This window comes from Acinetobacter sp. YH18001 (assembly GCF_013416975.1).
Lineage (GTDB): Bacteria > Pseudomonadota > Gammaproteobacteria > Pseudomonadales > Moraxellaceae > Acinetobacter > Acinetobacter pseudolwoffii.
The window spans coordinates 43,981-67,223 of record NZ_VPEU01000012.1 but is presented as its reverse complement, the minus strand read 5'-3'; the positions used below and the strand labels follow the sequence as shown (position 1 = coordinate 67,223).

At 43.3% G+C, this 23,243-nt stretch carries 21 protein-coding genes; 6 read left to right on the top strand and 15 right to left on the bottom strand.

The window, feature by feature from the left end:
* From FTV48_RS06165 to FTV48_RS06140, 6 genes are all read right to left on the bottom strand, one after another.
* Nucleotides 1-247 (bottom strand): hypothetical protein (locus FTV48_RS06165; protein ID WP_179999705.1); only part of this gene is annotated, 247 nt, incomplete at its 3' end.
* A 4-nt stretch (nucleotides 248-251) separates the two neighbouring features.
* Nucleotides 252-602, bottom strand: coding sequence for a hypothetical protein (locus tag FTV48_RS06160; RefSeq protein WP_257222922.1), 351 nt, complete (start codon nucleotides 600-602; stop codon nucleotides 252-254).
* Nucleotides 603-901: 299 nt separating this feature from the next.
* Entirely contained in the window at nucleotides 902-1,783 is an 882-nt protein-coding gene (locus FTV48_RS06155) for a lysophospholipid acyltransferase family protein (RefSeq protein WP_179999703.1), read from the bottom strand.
* 18 nt (nucleotides 1,784-1,801) lie between these two features.
* Nucleotides 1,802-2,023: a hypothetical protein gene (locus FTV48_RS06150; protein WP_004733007.1), complete on the bottom strand. Its 222-nt coding sequence runs from the start codon at nucleotides 2,021-2,023 to the stop codon at nucleotides 1,802-1,804.
* A 114-nt stretch (nucleotides 2,024-2,137) separates the two neighbouring features.
* Nucleotides 2,138-3,922, bottom strand: a complete 1,785-nt coding sequence (gene aspS / locus FTV48_RS06145; protein WP_179999701.1) for an aspartate--tRNA ligase — start codon at nucleotides 3,920-3,922, stop codon at nucleotides 2,138-2,140.
* 163 nt (nucleotides 3,923-4,085) lie between these two features.
* Nucleotides 4,086-4,850, bottom strand: a complete 765-nt coding sequence (locus tag FTV48_RS06140; protein WP_179999699.1) for a DUF4184 family protein — start codon at nucleotides 4,848-4,850, stop codon at nucleotides 4,086-4,088.
* Nucleotides 4,851-4,987: 137 nt separating this feature from the next.
* Between FTV48_RS06140 and znuD the strand changes: the two genes are divergently transcribed.
* Together znuD and FTV48_RS06130 are read left to right on the top strand one after the other, a co-directional pair.
* Nucleotides 4,988-7,165 carry a zinc piracy TonB-dependent receptor ZnuD gene (gene znuD / locus FTV48_RS06135; RefSeq protein WP_179999698.1) on the top strand — a complete coding sequence of 726 codons (2,178 nt, stop codon included), beginning with the start codon at nucleotides 4,988-4,990 and terminating at the stop codon, nucleotides 7,163-7,165.
* A gap of 105 nt (nucleotides 7,166-7,270) precedes the next feature.
* Nucleotides 7,271-8,734: a phospholipase D-like domain-containing protein gene (locus FTV48_RS06130; RefSeq protein WP_179999696.1), complete on the top strand. Its 1,464-nt coding sequence runs from the start codon at nucleotides 7,271-7,273 to the stop codon at nucleotides 8,732-8,734.
* An 83-nt stretch (nucleotides 8,735-8,817) separates the two neighbouring features.
* On the opposite strand, the gene FTV48_RS06125 is transcribed toward FTV48_RS06130, so the two are convergent.
* A complete protein-coding gene (locus FTV48_RS06125; protein ID WP_074384053.1) occupies nucleotides 8,818-9,270 on the bottom strand; it encodes a hypothetical protein in 453 nt (150 codons plus the stop codon).
* Between the two features lie 179 nt (nucleotides 9,271-9,449).
* Here FTV48_RS06125 and FTV48_RS06120 point away from each other — a divergent pair, with 179 nt between their 5' ends.
* Nucleotides 9,450-9,905, top strand: a complete 456-nt coding sequence (locus FTV48_RS06120; protein ID WP_005095740.1) for an RcnB family protein — start codon at nucleotides 9,450-9,452, stop codon at nucleotides 9,903-9,905.
* A 38-nt stretch (nucleotides 9,906-9,943) separates the two neighbouring features.
* Here FTV48_RS06120 and FTV48_RS06115 read toward each other — a convergent pair whose 3' ends face one another.
* Nucleotides 9,944-10,441, bottom strand: coding sequence for a phosphate-starvation-inducible protein PsiE (locus FTV48_RS06115; RefSeq protein WP_005172599.1), 498 nt, complete (start codon nucleotides 10,439-10,441; stop codon nucleotides 9,944-9,946).
* A 173-nt stretch (nucleotides 10,442-10,614) separates the two neighbouring features.
* Between FTV48_RS06115 and FTV48_RS06110 the strand changes: the two genes are divergently transcribed.
* Complete coding sequence (locus FTV48_RS06110; protein ID WP_005095746.1) at nucleotides 10,615-10,821, top strand: hypothetical protein; 207 nt, start codon at nucleotides 10,615-10,617, stop codon at nucleotides 10,819-10,821.
* 62 nt (nucleotides 10,822-10,883) lie between these two features.
* Here FTV48_RS06110 and FTV48_RS06105 read toward each other — a convergent pair whose 3' ends face one another.
* The 3 genes from FTV48_RS06105 to FTV48_RS06095 all read right to left on the bottom strand — a co-directional run bounded on the left by FTV48_RS06105 (nucleotide 10,884) and on the right by FTV48_RS06095 (nucleotide 15,551).
* Nucleotides 10,884-12,665, bottom strand: a complete 1,782-nt coding sequence (locus FTV48_RS06105) for an acyl-CoA dehydrogenase C-terminal domain-containing protein (RefSeq protein WP_005095749.1) — start codon at nucleotides 12,663-12,665, stop codon at nucleotides 10,884-10,886.
* 168 nt (nucleotides 12,666-12,833) lie between these two features.
* A complete protein-coding gene (locus FTV48_RS06100) occupies nucleotides 12,834-14,636 on the bottom strand; it encodes an acyl-CoA dehydrogenase C-terminal domain-containing protein (protein WP_005095752.1) in 1,803 nt (600 codons plus the stop codon).
* A 303-nt stretch (nucleotides 14,637-14,939) separates the two neighbouring features.
* Complete coding sequence (locus FTV48_RS06095; RefSeq protein WP_179999695.1) at nucleotides 14,940-15,551, bottom strand: hypothetical protein; 612 nt, start codon at nucleotides 15,549-15,551, stop codon at nucleotides 14,940-14,942.
* Nucleotides 15,552-15,686: 135 nt separating this feature from the next.
* Here FTV48_RS06095 and baeS point away from each other — a divergent pair, with 135 nt between their 5' ends.
* Nucleotides 15,687-17,339, top strand: a complete 1,653-nt coding sequence (gene baeS, locus FTV48_RS06090; protein ID WP_179999693.1) for a sensor histidine kinase efflux regulator BaeS — start codon at nucleotides 15,687-15,689, stop codon at nucleotides 17,337-17,339.
* Between the two features lie 13 nt (nucleotides 17,340-17,352).
* A complete protein-coding gene (locus FTV48_RS06085) occupies nucleotides 17,353-18,039 on the top strand; it encodes a response regulator (protein ID WP_004278304.1) in 687 nt (228 codons plus the stop codon).
* A gap of 235 nt (nucleotides 18,040-18,274) precedes the next feature.
* Here FTV48_RS06085 and FTV48_RS06080 read toward each other — a convergent pair whose 3' ends face one another.
* From FTV48_RS06080 to FTV48_RS06065, 4 genes are all read right to left on the bottom strand, one after another.
* Nucleotides 18,275-19,048, bottom strand: a complete 774-nt coding sequence (locus FTV48_RS06080; protein ID WP_179999692.1) for a TSUP family transporter — start codon at nucleotides 19,046-19,048, stop codon at nucleotides 18,275-18,277.
* A 238-nt stretch (nucleotides 19,049-19,286) separates the two neighbouring features.
* Complete coding sequence (locus FTV48_RS06075) at nucleotides 19,287-20,732, bottom strand: YdiU family protein (RefSeq protein ID WP_179999690.1); 1,446 nt, start codon at nucleotides 20,730-20,732, stop codon at nucleotides 19,287-19,289.
* A 134-nt stretch (nucleotides 20,733-20,866) separates the two neighbouring features.
* The gene (locus FTV48_RS06070; protein WP_005095770.1) at nucleotides 20,867-22,030 is read right to left on the bottom strand and encodes an acyl-CoA desaturase; all 1,164 of its coding nucleotides are present in this window, start codon (nucleotides 22,028-22,030) and stop codon (nucleotides 20,867-20,869) included.
* Between the two features lie 440 nt (nucleotides 22,031-22,470).
* Nucleotides 22,471-23,184, bottom strand: a complete 714-nt coding sequence (locus FTV48_RS06065; RefSeq protein ID WP_005095772.1) for a glycerophosphodiester phosphodiesterase — start codon at nucleotides 23,182-23,184, stop codon at nucleotides 22,471-22,473.
* Nucleotides 23,185-23,243 lie beyond the last annotated feature (59 nt).

Below are 23,243 nucleotides of genomic sequence, written 5' to 3'. Positions count from 1 at the left end.
CATACTGATGCCCTTCTTGTTCAATTTTAGTCCATTGAGTTAAACCAGCCAGAATTTTATGTTCCGTCACAATTCTCTTTTTTTTAATAGTAACCTGGATTTTTTCTGCAGCAGCATACAACTCATTCTTATTTTGAACGTCGAAATCTTTGAAAATAGCTTTTTTTTCACCAAGTGACTGATTTAACCACTTTTCCAATACTTTGATTTCTTCGTGTAGATCTGACAATCCATCAGTATTAGTCATACAGTTACCATAATTTTTCAGGGTAAAAATTGATTTTCAGCTTTCGTTCTAACTTGAGCTTGAAGTTTTTAGGCAAACCAAAATATTTTTTATAAGTTCTTTGAGTCAATTTTTTAACACAACGCTGCGGTTTTGACTCCACTCTCATATGTTCTGATAACTTCAGACTTAAGGCCTCGGACAATTGAGTAAAAAAACAAGTAAATAGCACAGCATGCACCTCTTTATGTTGGTGCTTTTTAACCTCTTCAGTTTCTTCAGGAGCTACATCAATTGTATCGAGTAACCACTTTAAAACTTCAAATTCATCAACGTCTTGATTGTCATGAAAAGATACAAAGTATAAATATGCCAATATCCAAAAAAGCTTATATGTACTATAAACTTTATAATAACTATGTGAGTGCTTTAAAAAATATTAAAAATGATAAAACTCTTAAGCATGATGAAAAAATGGAATTGATGAAATATATACAAGCTAATTTTCAATCATCATATGAAGAAATATATCATGATTGTAAATATAATATTGATTTTATTAGAAAGATGCTTTTACAGAAGAAACATCGTCAAGCGATAGTATATTATTCGAAATACCTAGACGCTGTACAAAGTTAATCGTGGACTATTGATATAATAAAAATAAATCTTAAATCATGATGATATTGAGGATGATTTATAGAGATTTATCGCACCCTCTATATTTCTAAACCTTTTATATCCCCACAAATACTGTTCTGGAGCGATATTAATTATGCGCTCCATTTCTTTATTTAAAGTATCGACAGAAAGCTGTAAGTCTTTAGACAAAATATCATCTGATAACGTGGTGACATGAATATCATAACCGGATAAATCTTCACGTCTTAAACAACTCAGCCCAATTACAGAGCATTGTGTTTTAGCCGCAAGTTTGGAAAGAAGCGTAGAAGATAGCGCATTTTGACCATAAAAATAAGAATAGATTCCACCAGATTCTTTCGGGACATGATCCGGTAAAATCGCAGAAAAACCACCCTGTTTGAGATGCTTAAATAAAGCACGGACACCAGAATCATCGGTCGGAACCAGTGTCGCATTCAGACGTTGCCGAGCTTCCAGCATAAAGCGATCGACATCTTCATTTTTGCTGGGCTTATACATAATCACAGGGGAGGTATGTTGATTGACCCAGACATTCAACAGCTCCCAAGTACCAAAATGAGGCACTACCGCCAAGCAGCCATGCGGGTTTTTTAAAGCCTGAATAAATAAATCTGCACCATGCACATCTCGAATTAAAGACAGCGCATAATCTGGTGATGAACCCCAAATCTTGACCGATTCCGCATAGGTCATACACTGACTTTTCAGGCTGCGTTTACTTAAATCAGCGCGTTCAGATTCCGAAAGTTCAGGATAGGCAGAGGCCAGATTAATCTCGGTGACTCGGCGTGCAGAAGAATGGCTGAGATACAAAAGAGATCCAGCCAGTTGCGCAAGATTTTGAATAAATCTTAATGGAAATTTAGAGAAATTTTTCAGTAAGGTGTACATGCTATCCAGAGCGTCAGATTATAGGTCTTTATCTGGATTGCCCTTCAGCACCATATAAATCAAACCGACGAAAATCAGTAAGGCACCTAAAATACTGCTCAGGCAAAAATACACAATACGTTCATTGGTATCGAGGTTGAACAGGTTGTTGGCAAGGATATAACGCATGAACAGCCATTGAACCACTGAAAATACAATAAGCATAATGCTGCGATTACGAACTGCAGGACGCATAGCCATTGCGAATTACCTTAGATTAAAAACTATCGCTATTATGCCACTGTTCCAGAGTCGACTCAATCACACAAAAAAAGCCCCGCGCAAGGCAGGGCTTTTCACTTAAATCTTCAAGAATTATTCTGGAGATTCAGCTTTTGGTTTTTCACGTAAGCGAATACCAAGGTCACGCAGTTGGTTTGATTCAACTGGTGCCGGTGCTTGCGTCAATGGACATTCCGCAGTTTTGGTTTTCGGGAATGCGATCACGTCACGGATTGAAGATGCACCAGTCATCAACATTACCAGACGGTCAAGACCGAATGCCAAACCACCATGTGGAGGTGCGCCATAACGTAAAGCATTGAGCAAGAAGCTGAATTTCTCTTCCGCTTCTTCTTCATCAATGCCTAAAGCTTCAAAAATCGCTTTTTGCATTTCAAGGTTATGAATACGCAGCGAACCACCACCCACTTCAGTACCGTTCAATACCATATCGTAAGCAACAGAAAGTGCAGCACCCGGGTTGTTTTTCACCTCTTCAACGCTTGATTTCGGTAGCGTGAATGGGTGATGCACAGAGGTCCATTTGCCATCGTCAGTTTCTTCGAACATCGGGAAGTCAACCACCCAAAGCGGTGCCCACTCACATGTTGCCAATTTCATGTCATGGCCGACTTTAATACGTAAAGCACCCATTGCATCGTTTACAACTTTCGCTTTGTCCGCACCGAAGAATACGATATCGCCATTTTCAGCACCCACACGTTTTAATAGATCAAGCACGATTGGCTCGATGAATTTCACGATTGGAGACTGAAGGCCTTCGATACCTTTTTCAAGTTCGTTAACTTTGATATAAGCGAGACCTTTTGCACCGTAGATGCCGACAAATTTGGTGTATTCATCAATCTGGCTACGTGGCAATGAACCTGCACCCGGTACGCGAAGCGCAACGATACGGCCTTTCGGGTCTTTAGCAGGACCTGCGAATACTTTGAACTCAACGTCTTGCATCATGTCTGCAACGTCAACCAGTTTCAAAGGAATACGCATATCCGGTTTGTCAGATGCATAGTCACGCATTGCATCGGCATAAGTCATACGTGGGAATTTGTCGAATTCAACATTTAAAAGTTCTTTGAACATTTTAACCGTCAAGGTTTCCATCAAATCCATAATGTCATCGTCACTCATGAACGATGTTTCAACGTCAATCTGGGTAAATTCTGGCTGACGATCTGCACGCAGGTCTTCGTCACGGAAACATTTTGCGATTTGGTAGTAACGATCGATACCGCCGACCATCAACAACTGTTTGAACAGCTGTGGAGATTGTGGCAGTGCATAGAAGCTACCGTTTGATACACGGCTTGGTACCAAATAGTCACGCGCGCCTTCTGGGGTTGCACGGGTCAAAATCGGAGTTTCAACGTCTAGGAAACCATTGTCTTCGAAGTAGTTACGAATCAGGTTGGTCAATTTAGAACGGAAACGTAGGCGATCTAACATTTCTGGACGACGGATGTCCAAGAAACGGTATTTCAAACGAATTTCTTCAGAAATATTGGTGTTTTCGTCATTCAAAGGGAATGGCGGAGTGTCTGACTGAGCAAGAACTTCAATTTCTTTACCTAAGACTTCGATCTGACCGCTCACCATATTGGCATTTTCTGTGCCTTCATAACGGCGACGTACACGGCCTGTAATTTTTAATACGAATTCTGAACGTACTTTGTCCGCAGTTGCGAATGCTTCAGGGGTATCCGGGTCAATAACCACTTGAACAAGACCGTCACGGTCACGCATATCCAGGAAAATCACACCACCATGGTCACGGCGACGGTGTACCCAACCGCACAATGTTACGGTTTGGTCAATTTGAGCTTCGGTTAAAGAACCGCAGTAATGAGTTCGCATCATAGCGTTAGAAATCCAACTATATGGGTTAAGGTCAGCGAATACGTAAACAGCGTACCGCTTTTAAGTAAAGGTAGGATTATGCCTCTTTGGGCATGTTGTCACAAGAACTTGGCCCAAAAACAATATCATTTTAAAGTGAATGGGATAAAAGCCAGCTGTTTGATTAACCCAGGCGACGGTCGCGATCTAAAAATAAAAACAGCACACATCCCAGAGTGAAAGTCATCAGAAAACCCTGACTGAATTCATTGATGGAACGGCCGGTAAAATAGTACAGATCGGATTGCCAGACCTCTGTCGAGATATAGCGTGCATAATCCCAGACTGAAAATAGGCCAGTGAATATCGAAAACAGCAATAATCCGCAGGCATAAGCTTTGATTTTCAGGTTCACTGCCAGATATTGCTGATGTTTTTTATAGTAATGCACGCTCATCCACAGGATAAGAGGCAAGACAATCACTGAGGTGCCAATCTGTAAAATTCGGTGCAGCGGATAACTTTGTCCAAGCAACTGAAAATGTTGGGCTAAGACGTTATGAAAGGCAAAAGTTCGAAAGTCGACATGCGTTAGTCCATCCCAGATTAAATGGGTGGCAGTACCGATGATCACCGCCAGACAAACTGCCAGAAAAAACTTGAATGCTGAAATGAGAGTGTGAATATTTAGATCATGCTGAATTCCGACAAAGCGGTAAATGGCTGGCCGATATAGAGCATACCAGATTGCACAAAAGCCCAATCCGATCCACAGGTCCGGATGAATCAGCGAGGACCATAAATGCGTAACATTCGAATTGCTGGAACTAAACAGACGATGTAAATCGGGCACCATACAGCCAATCGCCAATGCAGCAATCGGAAGCCGGTTTCCGCTTAAACGTGAAAGAGGTGGTGCAAGTACAGCATGAGACAGGGTAAAGGGCATAAAAGTTTTTTTAAAGATGAAAATAACCAGAAAACACATTTTAATAAAATATGCGAAGGATTATCGTAAAGGATTGCAAAAACAATGAAATGTTATATTATAACATTCATCCAAAATGGTGAATTTGAGCTTCAGTCATGTCCTTCCCTAAGAATCTAATAACACTTTCAATTTTTGCTGTAGCTGCCCCTACAGTTTTTGCAGAACAGACCTCATCTTCCATTCCCGTGCAGACCATGGACACCATTCAGGTGCAAGCTCATCCACTGGTGCAGACTGCAGCGGACTTTGCGGTAGCGGATCATGTTGTAGATCAGAAAGCCTTGTCTGAACGTGCAACCACCATTGGAGATGCATTGGCAGATGAACTGGGCGTATATTCTAACCAGTTTGGTACGGGGGCCAGCCGTCCGGTGATTCGTGGGCAAGATGGGCCACGTGTCAAAGTCTTGCAGCATGCTTCAGAGACAGCCGATGTTTCCACGTTATCTCCAGATCACACCGTCACCGTCGATCCGATTTTGGCAAAACAGGTCGAAGTGATTCGTGGGCCATCGACGTTGCTCTATGCAGCAGGAACAGTGGGTGGTCTGGTCAATGTCACCGATCAGAAAATTCCAACGCAAATGCCTGAAGATGGTCTGGAAGGTACAGTCGGTCTGCGCTATAACACGGGCAGTGATGAGAAACTGGCCAGTGCAGGAATTACGGCTGGAATTGGTGAAAATTTTGCTTTGCGTGTAGAAGGCTCAAAACGTAAGGCCAATGATTATATTGCCCCTGGTTATTTTGATACGCATACCCACAAAGAAGAGCATGTTGAAGATAATGGTGAGATTCATATACATGAGCATGAACATAGTGTAAAAAAACGCCGTGTAGACAATACCTTTGCCGAAGGGCAAACGGTGAATATTGGTGGATCATGGATCCATGACCGTGGTTTTGTCGGCTTATCTTATAGTAACCGCCAAGACCAATATGGTCTGCCAGGACACAGCCATGAATATCATGGCTGTGAAATTCATGGCGATCATTTTCACTGTCCAAAACCGGGTGAAGATGAGCATGATCATGAAAAAACAGCAGGGCCGTGGGTAGATTTAAACTCTGAGCGTTATGATGTTCGTACCGAGCTAGAACAACCTTTTGCCGGTTTTGACAAGTTGCGTGCGCATGCCAGCTTTACCGATTATGAACATGATGAACTGGAAGAAAATGCAGTCATCAGCAACTTTAAAAGTAAGGGTTATGATGCACGTCTAGAACTGGTGCATGTTCCTGTTGCAGGTTGGGAAGGTGTCATTGGCACCCAGCTTTCACAGCAGAAAATTAATTTATCGGCTCCAGAATCGCATAGTCATGCAGAACACGATCATGAAGGACATGAGCACGATCAGAGTGAGCATGCGGGTCATAATCATGATGTGTTAATGGCAGATACCAAAACCCAAAAATACAGCCTTTTTGCTTTAGAACATAAGCAGTTCGGCGATGTTCATGTTGAACTTGGAGCACGTGTCGATCATCAAAAAGTAAAAGTGGATTCGGAGCAAAAAGATTATTCCGGTACGGGTGTTTCTGCCTCTGCCGCTGCGAATTGGGAGTTTGCACCGAATTACAAACTGTCTGTAGTGGGATCACATCAACAGCGTTTGCCTCTAGCGCAAGAGCTGTATGCTGATGGTCTGCATTTTGCGACCAATACCTATGAAGTGGGGAATCCTGATCTTGATAAAGAAAGGTCAAATAATCTTGAATTAGGTCTGCACTATGCAGGGGATAAACTGGATTACCATGTGCATGTCTATCACAACTGGTTTGATGATTATATTTATGGCGAAACGGTAGCGCAGAAAGGTAATTTGCGCGGCGTGCAATATACCCAAGACCAGGCCAGATTCTATGGCACTGAGGCTCAAGCCGGTTATCAGATCAATGATATGTACAAGCTGAGTGTCTTTGGCGATTACGTGCGTGGCAAAATTGAAGCTGAGAATGCACCACGTATTCCTGCCGGTCGCTTAGGCAGCAAAGTGGAAGCAGATTTTGCCGATGGCTGGTCAGGTCTGGCTGAATATTATCATGTCTTCAATCAGGACAAGATTGCCAGCTATGAAGAGGAAACCCAAGGCTACAACATGGTCAATGTGGGCTTAAGCTATACCAATACCCTTGCAGATAAAAATGCTTATCGGGTGTATTTCAAGGCCAATAACCTGCTCGATGATCAGGTCTATTCCCATACTTCATTCCTGTCGAATATTCCGCAAGTTGGTCGTAACTTTAGCGTCGGTGTGCAGTATGATTTCTAAAGTAGTGATGAAATAACTGACCAAATCAAAGAGATGTCACTGAAATTGACTTGAAAAATCATCTGATAAAACCTAGCCTGAGCATATTGGGTTAGGTTTTTTCTTATGCGTATCTTTCAACGAATTCACAATAAACTGAACTGGTCAAATCGCCGTTATGCGGCATTGATTATCAGTCTACTGGCGGTCAGTTATCTGGCATCTGCTGTTTATCATACTTATAAGCCTTTACCAGAAGGTCTGAATTACACTGGCAAGCTGCGCCATGCCGAAGTCAAGTTTCTGGCCGATCGGACTTATCTGGATGCACAAGGAAAACAGCACTTAGATCATCGTATTTTTAATGAAATGCTGAAGATGATTGAAGAGGCCAAATCACTGATTGTGCTGGATCTGTTTTTATTTAATCAGCAAACCGGTGCCTCGACACAGGAACATCAGGCATTGAGTCAACAGTTGAGCGATGCCTTAATCAGTAAACGTCTGCTGCAACCGCAAGTTGAAATCAAGTTCATTACCGATCCGATCAATTCAGTCTATGGCGGAATTCAGTCCGAGCAGTATCGCAAGTTACGTCAGCATGGTATCGATGTAATTGAAACCAATCTGATCCCTTTGCGGGCGTCCAATCCGAGCTGGTCGGGGTTCTGGTATTTATGTTGCCAGGGCATTGGTAATAATCCGGAAAAAGGCTGGTTACCGAATCCATTTGGCCCAGAAAAAATTACCCTGCGCAGTTATTTTGATTTATTTAACTTTAAAGCCAATCATCGTAAAACTTTGGTGGTAGACACCGATCAGGGCTGGAAAGCGCTGGTCACCTCCATGAATCCGCATGATGGGAGTTCGCGGCATTCCAATATCGGTTTATTGGTCTGGGGAACCACAGCCGTGGATATTCTGAGAACAGAACAATCGGTCGGCATCATGTCACAGGCCAATATGCCAGCCATTATCGCGGGTGATTTTCAGGCAGAATCTACCCAGCCACAGGTGCAGGTCCTGACGGAAAAAGCCATTTATGATGCGACTTTAAATCTGATTCAGACGGCGAAAAAAAATGAACAGATTGATCTGGCCATGTTTTATCTGTCCGAGCGCAAGATTATTAAAAGTCTGATCGCGGCGCATGAACGCAAGGTTAAGGTTCGGGTTTTACTCGATCCCAATAAAGATGCCTTTGGCCGTGAGAAAAACGGGATTCCAAACCGGCAGGTGGCTTCGGAACTGCACAAGGCAGGCATTGATGTACGCTGGTGCAATACCCAGGGTGAGCAATGTCATAGCAAAATATTGATGAAGCGTAATGCTCAACAGGCTGAAATGATTTTAGGTTCGGCCAATTTCACCGCACGCAATCTGAAAAACTATAATCTGGAAACCAATATGCGCGTGCTGGGTCAGCATCAGGCAGAAGTGTTTAAAGATGCCCAACAATATTTTGATGGTGCATGGTCAAATCTGAATGGCCGTGTGATGAGTGTGGACTATAGACAATATGAAGACAATTCATGGTCTAAATATTGGCTGTACCGCTTTATGGAATGGAGCGGCTGGTCGACGTTTTAGCATCTCTAATAATCTCCCTAAATCCCTCTTTTGAAAAGAGGGACTTTACCTCCCTTTTTTAAAGGGAGGGTAGGAGGGATTTTTTAAGGCTCCGGATTCGGTGGAACCAGTTCATCCAGTTCTTTATCGGACAATGCTTCAAGTTCAGCAAGATCCGTTTTAATTTTCCATTGCTCTTCATGGTCGACCGGATTGGGTAAACGTGCTTCTAGCCAGTCACAGACTACATCTGGCGGGAAGTCGGCATGATTACATTGAATCACCCAAGACAAGAAATCTTTGGCGACACCATTCATATACGGTGGTGGCGATACTGGCAGGAACTGAGTCGGAAGACGTTCATTTTTAGAAATATAATTCAGGACATGACCTAGTTCCTGTACGGTCTGCCAAGCCAACGGATGATCTACATTGATCTGAAATTTAAACCACCATGCCTGTTTGCCATCTGAACCATAGCTATCAATCCGTTCTTTTTGAACACTCGGCACTTTAGAAAAATATTCATGTAAACGATCGAAATTTAAATCAGACACGGTATTCAACTCGAAACATTAAAAAAGTGATTTTAGCATAAAGCAGTCGCCTGCCGATGGGCCTGCTAGATTGAAAATACGCAGGCACATTACAAAAAATTGCAGGGTCAGTAAGCGTATTCATATTTTCTGCATTTATTTTGTTTAAAATATAAACGAGTGATTGAGAGGAAGCTCAAATGAAAATAGTGTTATTGAGTGCAATATTTGCTGCATTGCTATTGGGGGCTTCTGCACAGACGATGGCCGGAAACGCTTGGGGCGGATATACAGGGGTTGAACGTTCTAAGCCGAATTACCGCGCTGCACCATCACGCTCTTATGATCCACCACGGCACTCTTATCCGCAGCGTCCGATGCCACCTAGACCACATTACCCGCAACGACCGACCCATTGGGGTTATCCGCCGGCTCAAAGTCAAAGTGGTCTCAATATCCAGTATCAGGCACCGACCACGATTTATCAAAATTCCAATAGCTATAGCTGGGTGAATGGCGATCCGAATGTGGCTCGAATTGAAAGTTCAAGATATAGCGTTATCAGTGACTGGCAGCGTCTGGGCTTACCTGCACCACCGCGTGGCAGTTACTGGATTTATGAAAATGGACGTTATGTGCTGGTGCCGAATCGTTAAGTTAAAAATCCCCCTTTATTCAAGGGGGATTTTTTATATCAAGCCAACTCATCATCTTCCGGACGAGGCGTTTTGCCTTGTGGCACTGGTTTCTCGCTGTGTTTGTCACGAATCACCGATGGGTAGGTCCATGACGCATAGCGCACCACTAATATCGCAAAGGCCATAATCAGGATCGAACCGGTAATAATCACCAGATCCATACTGGCTTTATGCGTGTGCTGAATGTCCGCAATGAGCAAGCGGGTCAGTGCGGTAATGGCAATATAAATCAGGAAGCGTACCGGCATATGATTGGTTTTAAAATAGATCCCAACCATGGCACCGAGTTCCAGATAGATGAACAGTAAAAGAATATCGTCAATGGTGGCGAACTGTTTAACGGTTAGAATGTCGACGACGGTATGACCGGCAGACCAGATCACCATACAGCCAATTACAAACAGGGCAATATAATGAAAACTTTCTACAGCAAGATTACCAAAACGGTCGAGGAGGGCTTCAAGTTTTTCAACTTTGGGATGGGGTTTCGGCATAAGATCTTCCTGATTTTTATGTGATATAAACAATACTTAGAGAATAACCTGCAAAAATTATGCACAGAATGATTGGATGAAAAATAAAGATTAAATTATTTGAACTTTTGCGCTTTTTTTAGACTAAATTGCTATATTGTATGGGTGGTACATTGAATAAATAGGAGAAAAAAGTGTTAGATAAAATTCAAACAAAAATTGACCAATTAGAAGCCGGAAAAAAATTAATCCTCGGCGTAGGCATTAAGGCTGAAGATATGCAAAAGGTGGTGGAACTCTGCGAGTCTTTAGAGTCAGAGGGGAATATCAAAATTGTGAATAAACATCTGAATCCGAAAAGCAATAATCAACCGGATTCTTTAATGATTCAGAAAGTTTAAGTTTCGAATTGTAATAAAAACGCCTGCATCAAGCAGGCGTTTTTGATTATGGCTGTTTCAGCTTAAGCTTGAGTCGTGAAGTAATCTTCAGAGAAGTTCATGATCAGGTCAGAACCTGATTTTACTTTGGTGATGCGTAGAGCCAGCTCAGGCAGAATGCGTTGCACAAAATAATTCGCCAAAGCCAGTTTGTTTTGATAGAACTCGCCTTCTTTATTTTTCGCAGCATTGGCAATACGTGCGAACATATACGAGAAGCTGAGCAGACCGACAGCGTGCAGATAGTCGACCGCGGTCGAGTTCGGGAAATCATGACTTTCTCTTGCTGCTTCCAGAATAAACTGAGTCACCGATTCGACTTCAGTCGCTGCATCCAAAGTGGCGTCTTTAATGAAGTTTAGGTCTGCATCCAGACTGTTGGCAAAGTCGCGGATTTCAGAGATATATTCAGAGATATATTCACCGCCACATTTAATGGTTTTACGACCGATTAAATCTTGTGACTGTACGCCGTTGGTGCCTTCATAGATCTGAGAAATACGCAGGTCACGGATACATTGTTCCACGCCCCATTCACGGATATAGCCATGACCACCAAACACCATTTGCGCATCTAATGTTGCCTGGAAGGCAGTATCGGTTAAATAGGCTTTTGCGATTGGCGTGAGTAGTGCCACGCGGTCATTGGCTTTTTTCACCGCTTCAGGATCAGTAGAGAATTTGGTAATGTCCAGTTGCTGACCGACATAAACTGCAAAGGCACGAGACGCTTCATTGTTGGCACGTACATTCAGCAGCATACGGCGTACATCACCATGCACCAGAATACTGTCCGCCGGTTTGTTTGGTGATTGAACGCCAGCCGCACTGCGACCCTGTAAACGGTCTGTGGCATATTGTGCAGCATTTTGATAAGCAAATTCAGAAGCACCTAAGCCCTGAATCCCCATGGACAGGCGTTCATAGTTCATCATTACGAACATCGCAGCCAGACCTTCGTTTTCTTTACCCACCAGATAGCCTTTGGCGCCGTCAAAATTCATGACACAGGTCGCAGAAGCTTTAATGCCCATTTTGTGTTCGATAGAACCTGGCCCTACAGGATTGCGTTCGCCAACAGAACCATCTTCATTGACCAGGAATTTCGGTACGATAAACAGGGAAATACCACGTGAACCCGCAGGTGCATCTGGGGTTTTGGCCAGAACCAGATGAATGATGTTTTCCGCCAGATCATGATCACCACCAGTGATGAAAATCTTGGTGCCGGTGATGCTATAGCTACCATCTTCATTGTGTTCAGCTTTGGTTTTGATAATCCCCAGATCTGTACCGGCATGTGGCTCGGTTAAGCACATGGTGCCTGACCATTCACCCGAATAAATTTTAGGTAAATAGGTTTCTTTTTGCGCTTGTGAAGCATAGCTGTTTAAGGCCATACCTGCACCGACAGACAGCAGCGGATACAGCATGAAAGACGGGTTGGTGGCAAACAGCATTTCATCAGAAAGTACCGTTAGCATTTTCGGCATTTCCTGGCCGCCCCATTCGGTATCTGCGCCCAACCCGATCCAGCCGCCTTCGGCATATTGTTTAAAGGCTTCTTTAAAGCCAGCAGGGGTAGTCACATTGCCATTTTCATATTTTGCGCCTTCTTCATCACCGCTACGGTTGAGTGGCAGGGTCACGTTTTGCGCAAATTTCGCCATTTCTTCCAGAATAGCTTCTGCTGTTGCAGCATCGAGGTGCGCTAAATTTTCATTGGCTTGCCAGAATTGTTCTGCATTAAAGACATCGTTGAGGATGAATTTCATATCGGCAAGTGGCGCGTTATAAATTGGCATGGTGTGTCACCTGTTTATTGTTTGATTAAATAAGTTTTAATCAGTCTAAAACACTCAAAATCTGAATGTTAGACGACTAAAGGTTAATTCTGTAACTCGTTATAAAGAAAAAGGACTGTCTGTTCATTGACCGTCCTTTTTCTGTGATGCGATTAGTCTGATTCTAACTTAGAATGCGAAATGTTCTGCATCCAGGTTCATCAATGGCTCTACACCTGTTGCGATCACGTCAACATGTGAACGAACGCGTGGCAGGATTTTCTTGAAGTAGAAGCGTGCAGTGGTCACTTTGGCATTGTAGAAGTCAACTTCAGTGGTGCCAGCAGCCAGTTGCTCTTGAGCAACCAGTGCCATACGTGCCCATAGGTAAGCCAGGGTGACATAACCAGAGAAGTACAGGTAATCGACCGCAGCTGCACCGACTTCTTCAGGGTTTTGCATCGCACGCATACCAATTTGCATGGTCAGGTCGCCCCATTCCTTGTTCAAGGCAGCCAATGGCTCAACGAATTCTTTCATTGCAGCATTGTCTTTGTGCGCTTCAGCAAATTTGTGGATCATCTTGGTGAAGTCTTTCAACATCGCACCTTGAGTACCCAACACTTTACGACCTAACAAGTCCAGCGCCTGAATTTCAGTGGTACCTTCGTACAAACAGGCAATACGTGTATCACGTACGATTTGCTCCATGCCATGCTCAGAAATGAAGCCATGACCACCGAAGACCTGCACACCGTGTTTCGCAGCTTCAGAACCGGTTTCAGTCAGGAATGCTTTTGCGATTGGGGTAAGTAGAGACAGGATATTGTCTGCAAATTTACGATCGGCTTCTTCTACAGCATGTTCAACCACGTCCGCATATTGCGCCAACAGGTAAACCAGTGCACGACCTGCTTCTGCATATGCTTTTTGGGTTAGCAGCATGTTACGTACAGCTGGATGCACAATGATTGGATCTGCTTCTTTTTCCGGGTTTTTAGGGCCAGACAGTGAACGCATCGCCAGACGGTCTTTGGCGTAGGCAAGTGCACCCTGGAAAGAACCTTCAGACGCTGCCAGACCTTGTACTGCCGTACCGATACGTGCGGTGTTCATGAAGGTGAACATGCAGTTCAGACCACGGTTTTCAGGGCCAATCAGGAAGCCTTTCGCGTTATCGAAGTTGATCACACAGGTTGCGTTACCGTGGATCCCCATTTTATGTTCGATTGAACCACAACGTACGCCATTGCGATCGGCAATAGAGCCATCGGCATTCAGGTTGAACTTCGGTACGATGAATAATGAAATACCTTTGGTGCCTTTCGGTGCGCCCGGTAAACGTGCCAGTACGATATGGATGATGTTTTCAGCCATGTCGTGTTCACCCGCAGAGATGAAGATTTTCTCGCCAGAAATGGCGTAGCTACCATCTGCTTGTGGCTCGGCTTTGGTACGGATAATACCCAGGTCAGAACCTGCATGCGATTCGGTCAGGCACATGGTACCCGTCCACTCACCTGAAACCAGTTTAGGCAGGTAAGCATCTTTTTGTTCAGCTGAACCGTGGTGTTCTAAAGTACGAACTGCACCGTGAGACAGGCCAGGGTACATGCCCCATGCCCAGTTCGCAGTACCGACCATTTCAGAAATGGTAATCCCTAAAGAATTTGGTAAACCTTGACCGCCATACTGTTCTTCAGCAGAAAGTGAAGGGAAGCCAAGCTCGATGTATTTTTGATACGCTTCTTTAAAGCCTGTTGGTGTAGTCACCACGCCGTCATTCCAGGTACAACCTTCACGGTCGCCCGCCTGGTTAATCGGAGAGAGTTCATTTTCACAGAAATCAGCCGCAGCTTCTAAGTACTGATCTACCAGTTCACGGCTTACGTTTTCTTGGAATGCAGGGAGATTTGCATAGTGTTGTTCAGCATTTAATAATTCATGCAACACAAATTGCATATCACGTAAAGGCGCTTTGTATTGTGGCATATCGGTTTCCTCAATACTGGTTTAACCAGCGTTATAATCTTAGATGAACTAAAAACGTATCTTCACTGACACGGTTTGGAATGATTCTAATCCTGCAACATCTTCCCCTGCGGTACAAGCTTTTCAGGGGGATTTCTTGGTGACTGTAAAGTCAAAGATTAATATGCATGACGTATTAAACATATTGAGTATAAAGGCTTTAGTCATATTTTGTATGATACGAATAGTCAACTATCCAGGGTAAATAGCACGCAATAAAAAAGCACCCGAAGGTGCTTGTCGTGAATCATTGATTCCTATGCATTAATAGGCAGATGTTTTGGGCTGGAAACGAACATGACATTGACCATTCACTGTTTGTTCACCTGCTTTGATCTGTGCAGCAGTACCATCTTTCTTGCCTTGACAGGCTTGCAGCATCGCTTGTTGTTGTGCCTGACGCTGAGCCAGACGTTGATCAAACTGTTTGGTCAATTCTGCACGTTTTGCATCAGTTAATGCTTCACCGCGCATCATGCCGCCACGGACATCGGCACGCATTGGACGATGTTCACCTTTCATGCCGCGGTGTTCACCGCGCTGGCCTTGCATGTTTTTACGATCGGCTTTAAAAACGATAGTGCAATTGCCATCAATGGTTTTATCACCGGCCTTGATTTGAACCGCTGAACCTACGGCTTTATTGTCACAGGCCTGTTGCAGCTGTTTGGCAAATTGCAGACGTTCCGCACGCTTTTCCTTAAACTGCTCGCGCTGTTCAGGCGAAAGATGATGCTGTTTTTTACCCTCATGATGATGTTTCATCATTTGGCGATGCTCATTGTTCGGTACATTACTGGTAGATTGACAGGCAGTCAAAGCACCCATAGAAAGAACACTGGCACTGATTAAGGCTATTTTTGTCATGGCTTGCATTGTATTTATTCCCGTCAAGAACCTGATTTTATGTCAGGTAAAGATTAAACAATAAAGATGAAGAAACAATGAAGAGTTTTTTGATGCCATGTTCGCTACAATAATGAATATAGAAGAAAAATTGAGATTTCTATTTTGAACATTCGCCGCATTCCCATTGCATTACGTCTATTTTTGACCGTGCTGTTGACCACGCTGGTCATTACCACGGTGAGCCTGGGTGTATTGCATCTGAATATGCAGCGTAATTTCGCCCGCTATGTCGCCGATGTCGAAATGCAGAAGCTGGATTATGTGATTGAAAATCTGGCCGATGTCTATGCAGTCTATCAGGACTGGGGCAATGCGATTCAGGCACAGATTCTCCAGATGGAAGGTGAAGCCGCGCCGGATGATTATGACCGTTTATCACGCTGGTGGCTGCGCCGTCAGTATGATATTGCCTTGCAGCAGCGTTATTTTCAGGAACAGACCCTGGCTCAGGTCGCACCAAGTATGGTGGATCCAGAGCTGCCACAACGTCAGGTCAATGAAGAAGAATTACGGGTGCTGGCGTCTAATTTGCCGTCCCAGTTTCAGCCTTTTGAAGGCTTGAAATTCCCGCTCAGTTCCAATCAGAATCTGTTTAGAACCGATCGCAAAAATGGTGAGCAGCCAGCACAGCAACTGACTGGCAAGAAACAGTTTATCCAGATGCCGGATCGTCTTGGCCTCAGTTCACGTCTCTCACTGTATGATGCCAAGCGTCGTTTTGTAGTGGGTGAGGCTTCGGATGAGCAAATTTCTTATCGCCCGATTATGGTGAATAACCAGATTGTCGGTTATTTGGGCTTAAAACCGGTTCTGGATCAGGATGATGCGCTCAGTATTAATTTCTTCAGTAACCAAAAGCGTTATTTATTTCTGGTTTATGCACTCAGTATTTTAGCGAGTCTGATTGCTTCCCTGTTATTGGCGACTTATTTCAAAAAGCCGATTCAACGTCTGCTCAATGGTACGCGTGCCTTGACTCAGGGAAATTATCAATATCAGGTCAAAGTCAACCGCAATGATGAATTGGGTGATTTGTCCAATGAATTAAATGCCTTGGCTGTGATTCTGGATCAGCATGAAACCTCACGCCGTCAATGGGTGGCAGATACCTCACATGAATTGAAAACGCCACTGGCGGTATTGCAGGCACAGATTGAAGCGATGCAGGATGGGATTCGTAAACCCACCCCTGAACATTTTGCTTCCATGCTGGCGCAGGTCACCAGCCTGAAAAAACTGACACAGGATCTGGCCGCATTGGCACAGGCCGATGCGCAGCAATTGCAATTTTACTTCTCGACGGTGAATCCGTGGGAGGTGGTACAGCAGGAACTGATCAACTTCCAGCCAAACTTTGAACAGGCTAAATTGACGGTCACCGCAAATGGCGAAGATACTGAGTTAAATCTGGATCTGGATCGTTTTAAACAGATTGTGGCCAACTTGCTGAGTAATAGTATTCGCTATACTGAAGCGGGCGGGCAGGTGCATATTCATAGCATGCAGGATGAGAAAGAATGGAGCTTATATGTCGATGACAGCCCATTTGGTTTGAGCGATGAGCAACTGGCGCGGATTGGCGAGCGTTTCTACCGTGTCGATGATTCGCGTACCCGGGCGACTGGCGGAACTGGGCTTGGTTTGGCATTATCATGTAAAATTACGCAGGCGCTGGGTGGCAGCTTAAGCTTTGCGCATTCACCACTCGGTGGTTTACGCTGCAAACTGAGTTTTCCTAAACAAATGAAACCCTAAAGGAAATATATTGATGAAACATGTCATGCTGGTTGAAGATGAAATCGAACTTGCACAATTGGTGCGAGACTATCTGGAAGCTGCTGGTTTTGAGGTCAGTATGTTTCATGATGGGCAGGAAGCATATAACAGTTTTACCCAGCGTAAACCGAGTCTGATGATTTTGGACTTGATGGTGCCGCGTATGGACGGTCTGACCATTTGCCGTAAAGTGCGTGAACAGTCAGATTTGCCGATTATTATGGTGACCGCGCGTACCGAAGAAATTGACCGTGTGTTGGGACTGAATATGGGCGCAGATGATTATCTGTGTAAACCATTTAGTCCAAAAGAGTTGGTTGCACGGGTACAGGCAGTCTTACGTCGTCTGGACCGTAAATCAGAACCGGAAAGTAATGATCTGTTCCGTATGGACAAATCCCAGCAGCGGATCTGGTATCAACAAAAGGCCTTGAACCTGACCCCGACTGAATTCCGTTTGCTGGAATTATTCCTGGAACATGTCGGACAGGTTTATTCACGTGCGCAATTGCTTGATCATATCAATCCGGACAGTTTTGATGTGGCAGACCGGGTCATTGACAGTCATATCAAAAACCTGCGCCGCAAGATTTCCGATGCTGCGGAAACTGGCAACCGTCATGAGTGGATTCAGGCGGTGTATGGGGTTGGTTACCGTTTTGAATATCCTGAAGATTGATTAAGTATTGCAATGAAAAAGCGAATCGAGTGGTTCGCTTTTTTTATACTTTGAAATTAATTTTGGCTAGACAAATTCGTGGAACATTGCTTAATCAGTGAACGTGAACCAGTGAAAATCACGAATAAACCCAATTAATGGTAATAGTATCTTAAAGTTGTATTTAAGATACTGAATTATATTAATAAAAATATATGATTGCGTATGATGTGCATTGCGTTAATTTTAGAAATATTTAATGAGAAAAGAAGATAGACATTCCCATACGGCCAATTAAAAAGACTAGTAGGATAAGAAAAAATACTCTAATAAAGCTACTTCCATAGCGCAGAGCTAACATCGTTCCCACAAGAGATCCTGTAATATTACAAACTGCAAGAACAACTCCTATCAGCCATAAAACATTTCCAGACGGAACAAAAAATAGGAGTGATGCGCTGATAGTACCTAAATTTACCAGTTTCGCTGATGCTGAAGCATTTAAGAAATCAAAAGCAAAAATCTTAACAAACAAAAAAATTAAAAAACTACCCGTTCCTGGTCCAAATATTCCGTCATAGAAACCAATCAATCCACCAAATAATATGCCTAGTAAAATCTCTTTTTTACCGCATTGTATGGTTGTATGGATCTTGCCAAAATCCTTTTTCATGAATGTATAAAGCGCGATAACAATCAATAAAATAAAGACAATATACTGCATTAACTCCTTAGGAATATAAGCAACGGACATTGCTCCAACAAAAGCAAAAATAAATGCTGAAACCATCGTTGGTAGCATCAGTATCCAAACAATTTTTATTTTTTTTACATAGGTAAAAATAGATGAAAATGTTCCAGCCAATGCAGCAACTTTATTTGTTCCGAAGACAGTTGCGAGACTATATTGTGGTAAAGCATGCAATAGGGCAGGTAATTGGACTAACCCACCTCCACCTACAGCAGCATCAATTAGACCACCACAAAAGGCAAAAAAGCCTAATGTGATTAGAATCGTCTCTAATTCCATTTTTAATCACAATACATAATTTATGAGAATGCATATTCTAGGCTTTTATAATTTTTAATAATAATTAATAAAAGTTTTCTATCTTATAAAAATGAAGTTTCCATTAAGTTTTTATCTATTTAATATAGTGGGCATTAGACGAAACACTTAAAATTATCATGCATTTAGAAAGTAATGTATTTTTAGAATGTGGATAATGGCTAGATTATCCACAGTTTTTATTCGTGATGTCAATAAATTAAGAAGAACAACTCACCATCACTTCCGGTACATCACTTGGCAATGGTGCTAAATCTTCAGCATGTTCCAGATCTGGCTGTTTCAGATAAGGCTGGCTGAGCAATTTAAACAAACGATCGACTTCGGAAAAATCATCACGCTCTGCCCGTTCAATGGCTTTCTGTGCCATGTGATTGCGCAGAATGTAATGCGGATTGGCTTGCTTCATGGCGGCATCCAGTTCTTCAATATCCTGATGTGCACGAATAGTTTCATATTGTGTCAGGAAAGCTTCAAACTGACGGCGATCCAGACAATCATCTTTAATAGCGTCATAGTCTTTATTTTGCAGGCGGATAAAACTCTGGGTGTAATCCAGTTGCTCACTTTGCAAGATTCGTAAAAATACCATCGCACAGTCAAAACTGTCTTTATGGAAACCTGGCAAGCCCATTTTCTGGTTTAAACCGTGTTTGTAATGTTCCAAGAACGTCTGCTCATAATGTTCCAGACAGCAGGCCAGATCCTGTTTCCATTGTTCTTTGTCATAATCCGCAGGGCAGAGGGGAACCAGATTGTTTAACCATTGCCACAAGTTCCAGTGCCCGATACTTGGTTGTTGCTGATAGGTATAACGCCCCTGATAATCCGAATGGTTATTGATCCAGTTCGGACGGAAGCGCTCCATAAAGCCATAAGGACCAAAGTCCAAAGTTGAACCGGTAATATTCAGGTTGTCAGTATTCATCACGCCATGCGCGAAGCCAACCAGTTGCCATTTGGCAATCATCACCGCTGTGCGCTGAATGACTTTTGTGGCAAAGGCTAATAGCGGCTGTTCGGCTTGCAGGCATTCCAGATAATGCCATTCAATACATTTCTGGGTAAATTCAGCCAATAACTCCGGCTGATATTGATTGATCCATTCAAAATGCCCGAAACGAATATGACAGTCTGAAGTACGTAACATCATTGCACCGGGTTCGAGCTTTTCGCGCTGAATACCTTGCATTGATGAAGTAAAACCTACCGCATTACTGGATGCTACACCCAAAGCATTTAATGCATGACCCGCCAGATACTCACGAATCACCGAACGCAGTACTGCACGCCCATCACCCATGCGTGAATAGGGCGTTGCACCCGCACCTTTTAAATGCAGGTCAATAGTCTGACCTTCCTGATCAAGGATCTGTGCAATTAACAGGCCGCGACCATCTCCCAATTGTCCAGCCCATTGACCAAACTGATGACCTGCGTAGACCATGGCCAAGGGTTGAAACTCAGCAAAGACTTTCTGACCACTACACATCTCGACCCATTGCGCTTTATCATCATCTGACCATTGCAGTTGTTCTGCCAAAGCTACGTTAAAATGCCCGGCTTTTGCGCCTTTCAACGGCAGCGGAACTTGATGGTGATAAAGGGCAGCAGGAAGGGTTTGATAACGAGAGTTAAAATACATGGCACTCAGTACAGGCTTGGAATACCTTGACTATAACAAAGTTGCCTGTAGAAAACTGTTGTATAAACGAGAGTTCAAGTTATCTTTCAGACATAAAAAAAGCCCCGATTGGGGCTTTTTTGTGAGCAGTTTTATTAAGATACTGCTGATTTTTTCAAATTACGAACCAGTAGATTTAAGGTTGCCCGGTGATGGGATAAACGCTGTTCAACCAGCTGGAATTCAACTTTCAGTTTGTCATCCATCTGGTGAATTTTTTCTGCCATAGAAGCCTTTTTCACCTGAATTTCTTGCTCTTTCAGTTTGGCCCAGTCATTTAAAGTTTGGGTAAAGGCATCATATTCCTGAGCAATCTTGGTTTTCACAGTAATGATGTCTTCAGAAACATCATGACCATAGACCGCAAGATCCTGTTCAGCATATTTAAACTTCATCGCCAGTTCCGCTTTTTTGATATTAAAGCTAGGAATACGACGTAAGTTTTTGGCTAAACCCAGTTTAGAGCAGGTCCAGATCAACCATTTGGTTGGATCGTATTGCCACCATTTCACGCCATTACGGTAATCGTACTGGAAAATGTGGTGGTAATTATGATAACCCTCACCCCAGGTGGCAATCGCAAGTACGAAGTTGTCACGTGCAGTGTTCTCGTCGGTATAAGGACGATTGCCCCACATGTGACACAGCGAGTTGATGAAGAAAGTCACATGATGGCTTAGGATTAAACGCACTAATCCACCCAGCAGCAAGACTCCCCAGACATCGCCGACTGCCCAGCCAATTGGAAGCAAAATAGCAGCATGAACGGCAATCACTAATGGAATATAGTATTTGTCCTGAAACATGACGACTTTGTCTTTTAACAGATCTGGCGCATTTTTATAGTTTGCCACACCTGATGGATAATCACGTAACATCCAGCCGATATGTGCATACCAGAAACCTTTGTTGATCGAGTACGGATCTTGATCCACATCATCGACATGACGATGATGAGTACGGTGACCAGATGCCCAGAACAAGATACTATTCTGTACAGCAAATGTACCCATAATCATTAAGATGATTTTTAATGGTAGAGTGGCTTCATAAGCACGATGTGCCCACAGGCGATGGTATCCTGCTGTAATGCCAAGGCTGCTTACGCCCAGTAAAACAAACATGCTGATCCAAGCGGCGGCGCTAAAATCATGGTGATACGCATATAACGGAATTGCAATCAGGGCGACAATGGGTAATAACACCAATGCAAACACCGCAATCCAGTTAATGGGGGCTTTGGGTAAGGGAGCATTCATCTCCAACAGCACTCCTAGAACCTCGGAAGGTTTAACAAAAAGCAGAAACCACTGTTGATTTTAACAGCAGCCTATCTTGTTTATATTAGCATGTGGCCTATAGCATCACTAGCATTATTGTACGGTTGTATTGTACTTGTCAGTAACAGGATAAGTAGGGCAAAAACGACCATTTTGCCAGTCTAGACGGGGCTTGATTTCCGACTAAGTGACTGAGGATTATCGGTCTTTTAGACTATTTAATTGGGCTAATATTAAGCGATTTAACTGTTCATCATTTCTACAATATTGCCAGAAAATTTGCAGAATATATCTCATAGAAAATTAATTTAACATTCAAGTCGAATCAATCTAAAAGTCAGACACGCTTTAATAGCTTGACATGAAATCGAGCTGTCTTAAATAAAACGATTTGAACTGATCAATAATCAGGCTGTTTTTTAGAGTTGCTGCAGCATCAGTTTTGGGTAATCGGTAATCAGCCCTTGAATTCCCCAATCACGCAGCTCTTTGGCTCGGCTCACATCATTGACCGTCCAGACACTGATATTCAATTCAGCAGCCTGGGTGGCCTGAATCAGGTCTTTGCTGGCCAGCTCATTCATCCAGCCAATATGACAGCAATCCAGTTCTAGCGCCTGATCAATCGCTTGATATTTTAGGTCGGTTTCGATGAGTAAACCGCGTTTTAGCCGGGAATTTTGCTGTTTGAAGGCTTGCAGGACTTTGGCATCAAAACTGGTAATGATGGCCGCCTGCTCATAGCCTTGCAGTTGCTGTGCAACGCCCAGTGCAATTTTCTCAGCCGCAGCTTCGGAATCGACACTTTTGATTTCGACTTCAATATGCTCAAAGTCTCGAATGACATTTAAGGTCTGATTTAAAAGGGGAGTGGCTTCGACTTTATTCCAGTCTGACCAGGTCACAGCATGATTATAGTGTGCAAGATCTTGACGATTGCATTCATATAAATGCTTTTGCAAACCTGTGGTTCGCACAAAATCATCATCATGCATGATGATTAAGGCATTGTCTTTGAGCTGACGCACATCAAACTCAACGGCGCGAATACCGATGTCTTGAATATATTGAAAACCGCCTAGGGTATTTTCAGGGGCTTCGCCACGTGCACCACGATGACCAATTATGCGCATAGACTGCCCATAAATTGAGAAGTTGATTTCATTGTATGCGTGCTATGTGACAAAAAGAT

Coding starts and splice junctions, on each gene's coding strand:
- FTV48_RS06155 (WP_179999703.1), bottom strand. CDS start 1,783: ATGTACACCTTACTGAAAAATTTCTCTAAATTTCCATTAAGATTTATT.
- FTV48_RS06080 (WP_179999692.1), bottom strand. CDS start 19,048: ATGGAATTAGAGACGATTCTAATCACATTAGGCTTTTTTGCCTTTTGT.
- FTV48_RS06100 (WP_005095752.1), bottom strand. CDS start 14,636: ATGCCACAATACAAAGCGCCTTTACGTGATATGCAATTTGTGTTGCAT.
- FTV48_RS06150 (WP_004733007.1), bottom strand. CDS start 2,023: ATGGCTATGCGTCCTGCAGTTCGTAATCGCAGCATTATGCTTATTGTA.
- FTV48_RS06075 (WP_179999690.1), bottom strand. CDS start 20,732: ATGTATTTTAACTCTCGTTATCAAACCCTTCCTGCTGCCCTTTATCAC.
- FTV48_RS06115 (WP_005172599.1), bottom strand. CDS start 10,441: ATGCCGAAACCCCATCCCAAAGTTGAAAAACTTGAAGCCCTCCTCGAC.
- FTV48_RS06130 (WP_179999696.1), top strand. CDS start 7,271: ATGCGTATCTTTCAACGAATTCACAATAAACTGAACTGGTCAAATCGC.
- aspS (WP_179999701.1), bottom strand. CDS start 3,922: ATGATGCGAACTCATTACTGCGGTTCTTTAACCGAAGCTCAAATTGAC.
- FTV48_RS06120 (WP_005095740.1), top strand. CDS start 9,450: ATGAAAATAGTGTTATTGAGTGCAATATTTGCTGCATTGCTATTGGGG.
- FTV48_RS06140 (WP_179999699.1), bottom strand. CDS start 4,850: ATGCCCTTTACCCTGTCTCATGCTGTACTTGCACCACCTCTTTCACGT.
- FTV48_RS06065 (WP_005095772.1), bottom strand. CDS start 23,184: ATGCGCATAATTGGTCATCGTGGTGCACGTGGCGAAGCCCCTGAAAAT.
- FTV48_RS06105 (WP_005095749.1), bottom strand. CDS start 12,665: ATGCCAATTTATAACGCGCCACTTGCCGATATGAAATTCATCCTCAAC.
- znuD (WP_179999698.1), top strand. CDS start 4,988: ATGTCCTTCCCTAAGAATCTAATAACACTTTCAATTTTTGCTGTAGCT.
- FTV48_RS06070 (WP_005095770.1), bottom strand. CDS start 22,030: ATGAATGCTCCCTTACCCAAAGCCCCCATTAACTGGATTGCGGTGTTT.
- FTV48_RS06095 (WP_179999695.1), bottom strand. CDS start 15,551: ATGCAAGCCATGACAAAAATAGCCTTAATCAGTGCCAGTGTTCTTTCT.
- FTV48_RS06085 (WP_004278304.1), top strand. CDS start 17,353: ATGAAACATGTCATGCTGGTTGAAGATGAAATCGAACTTGCACAATTG.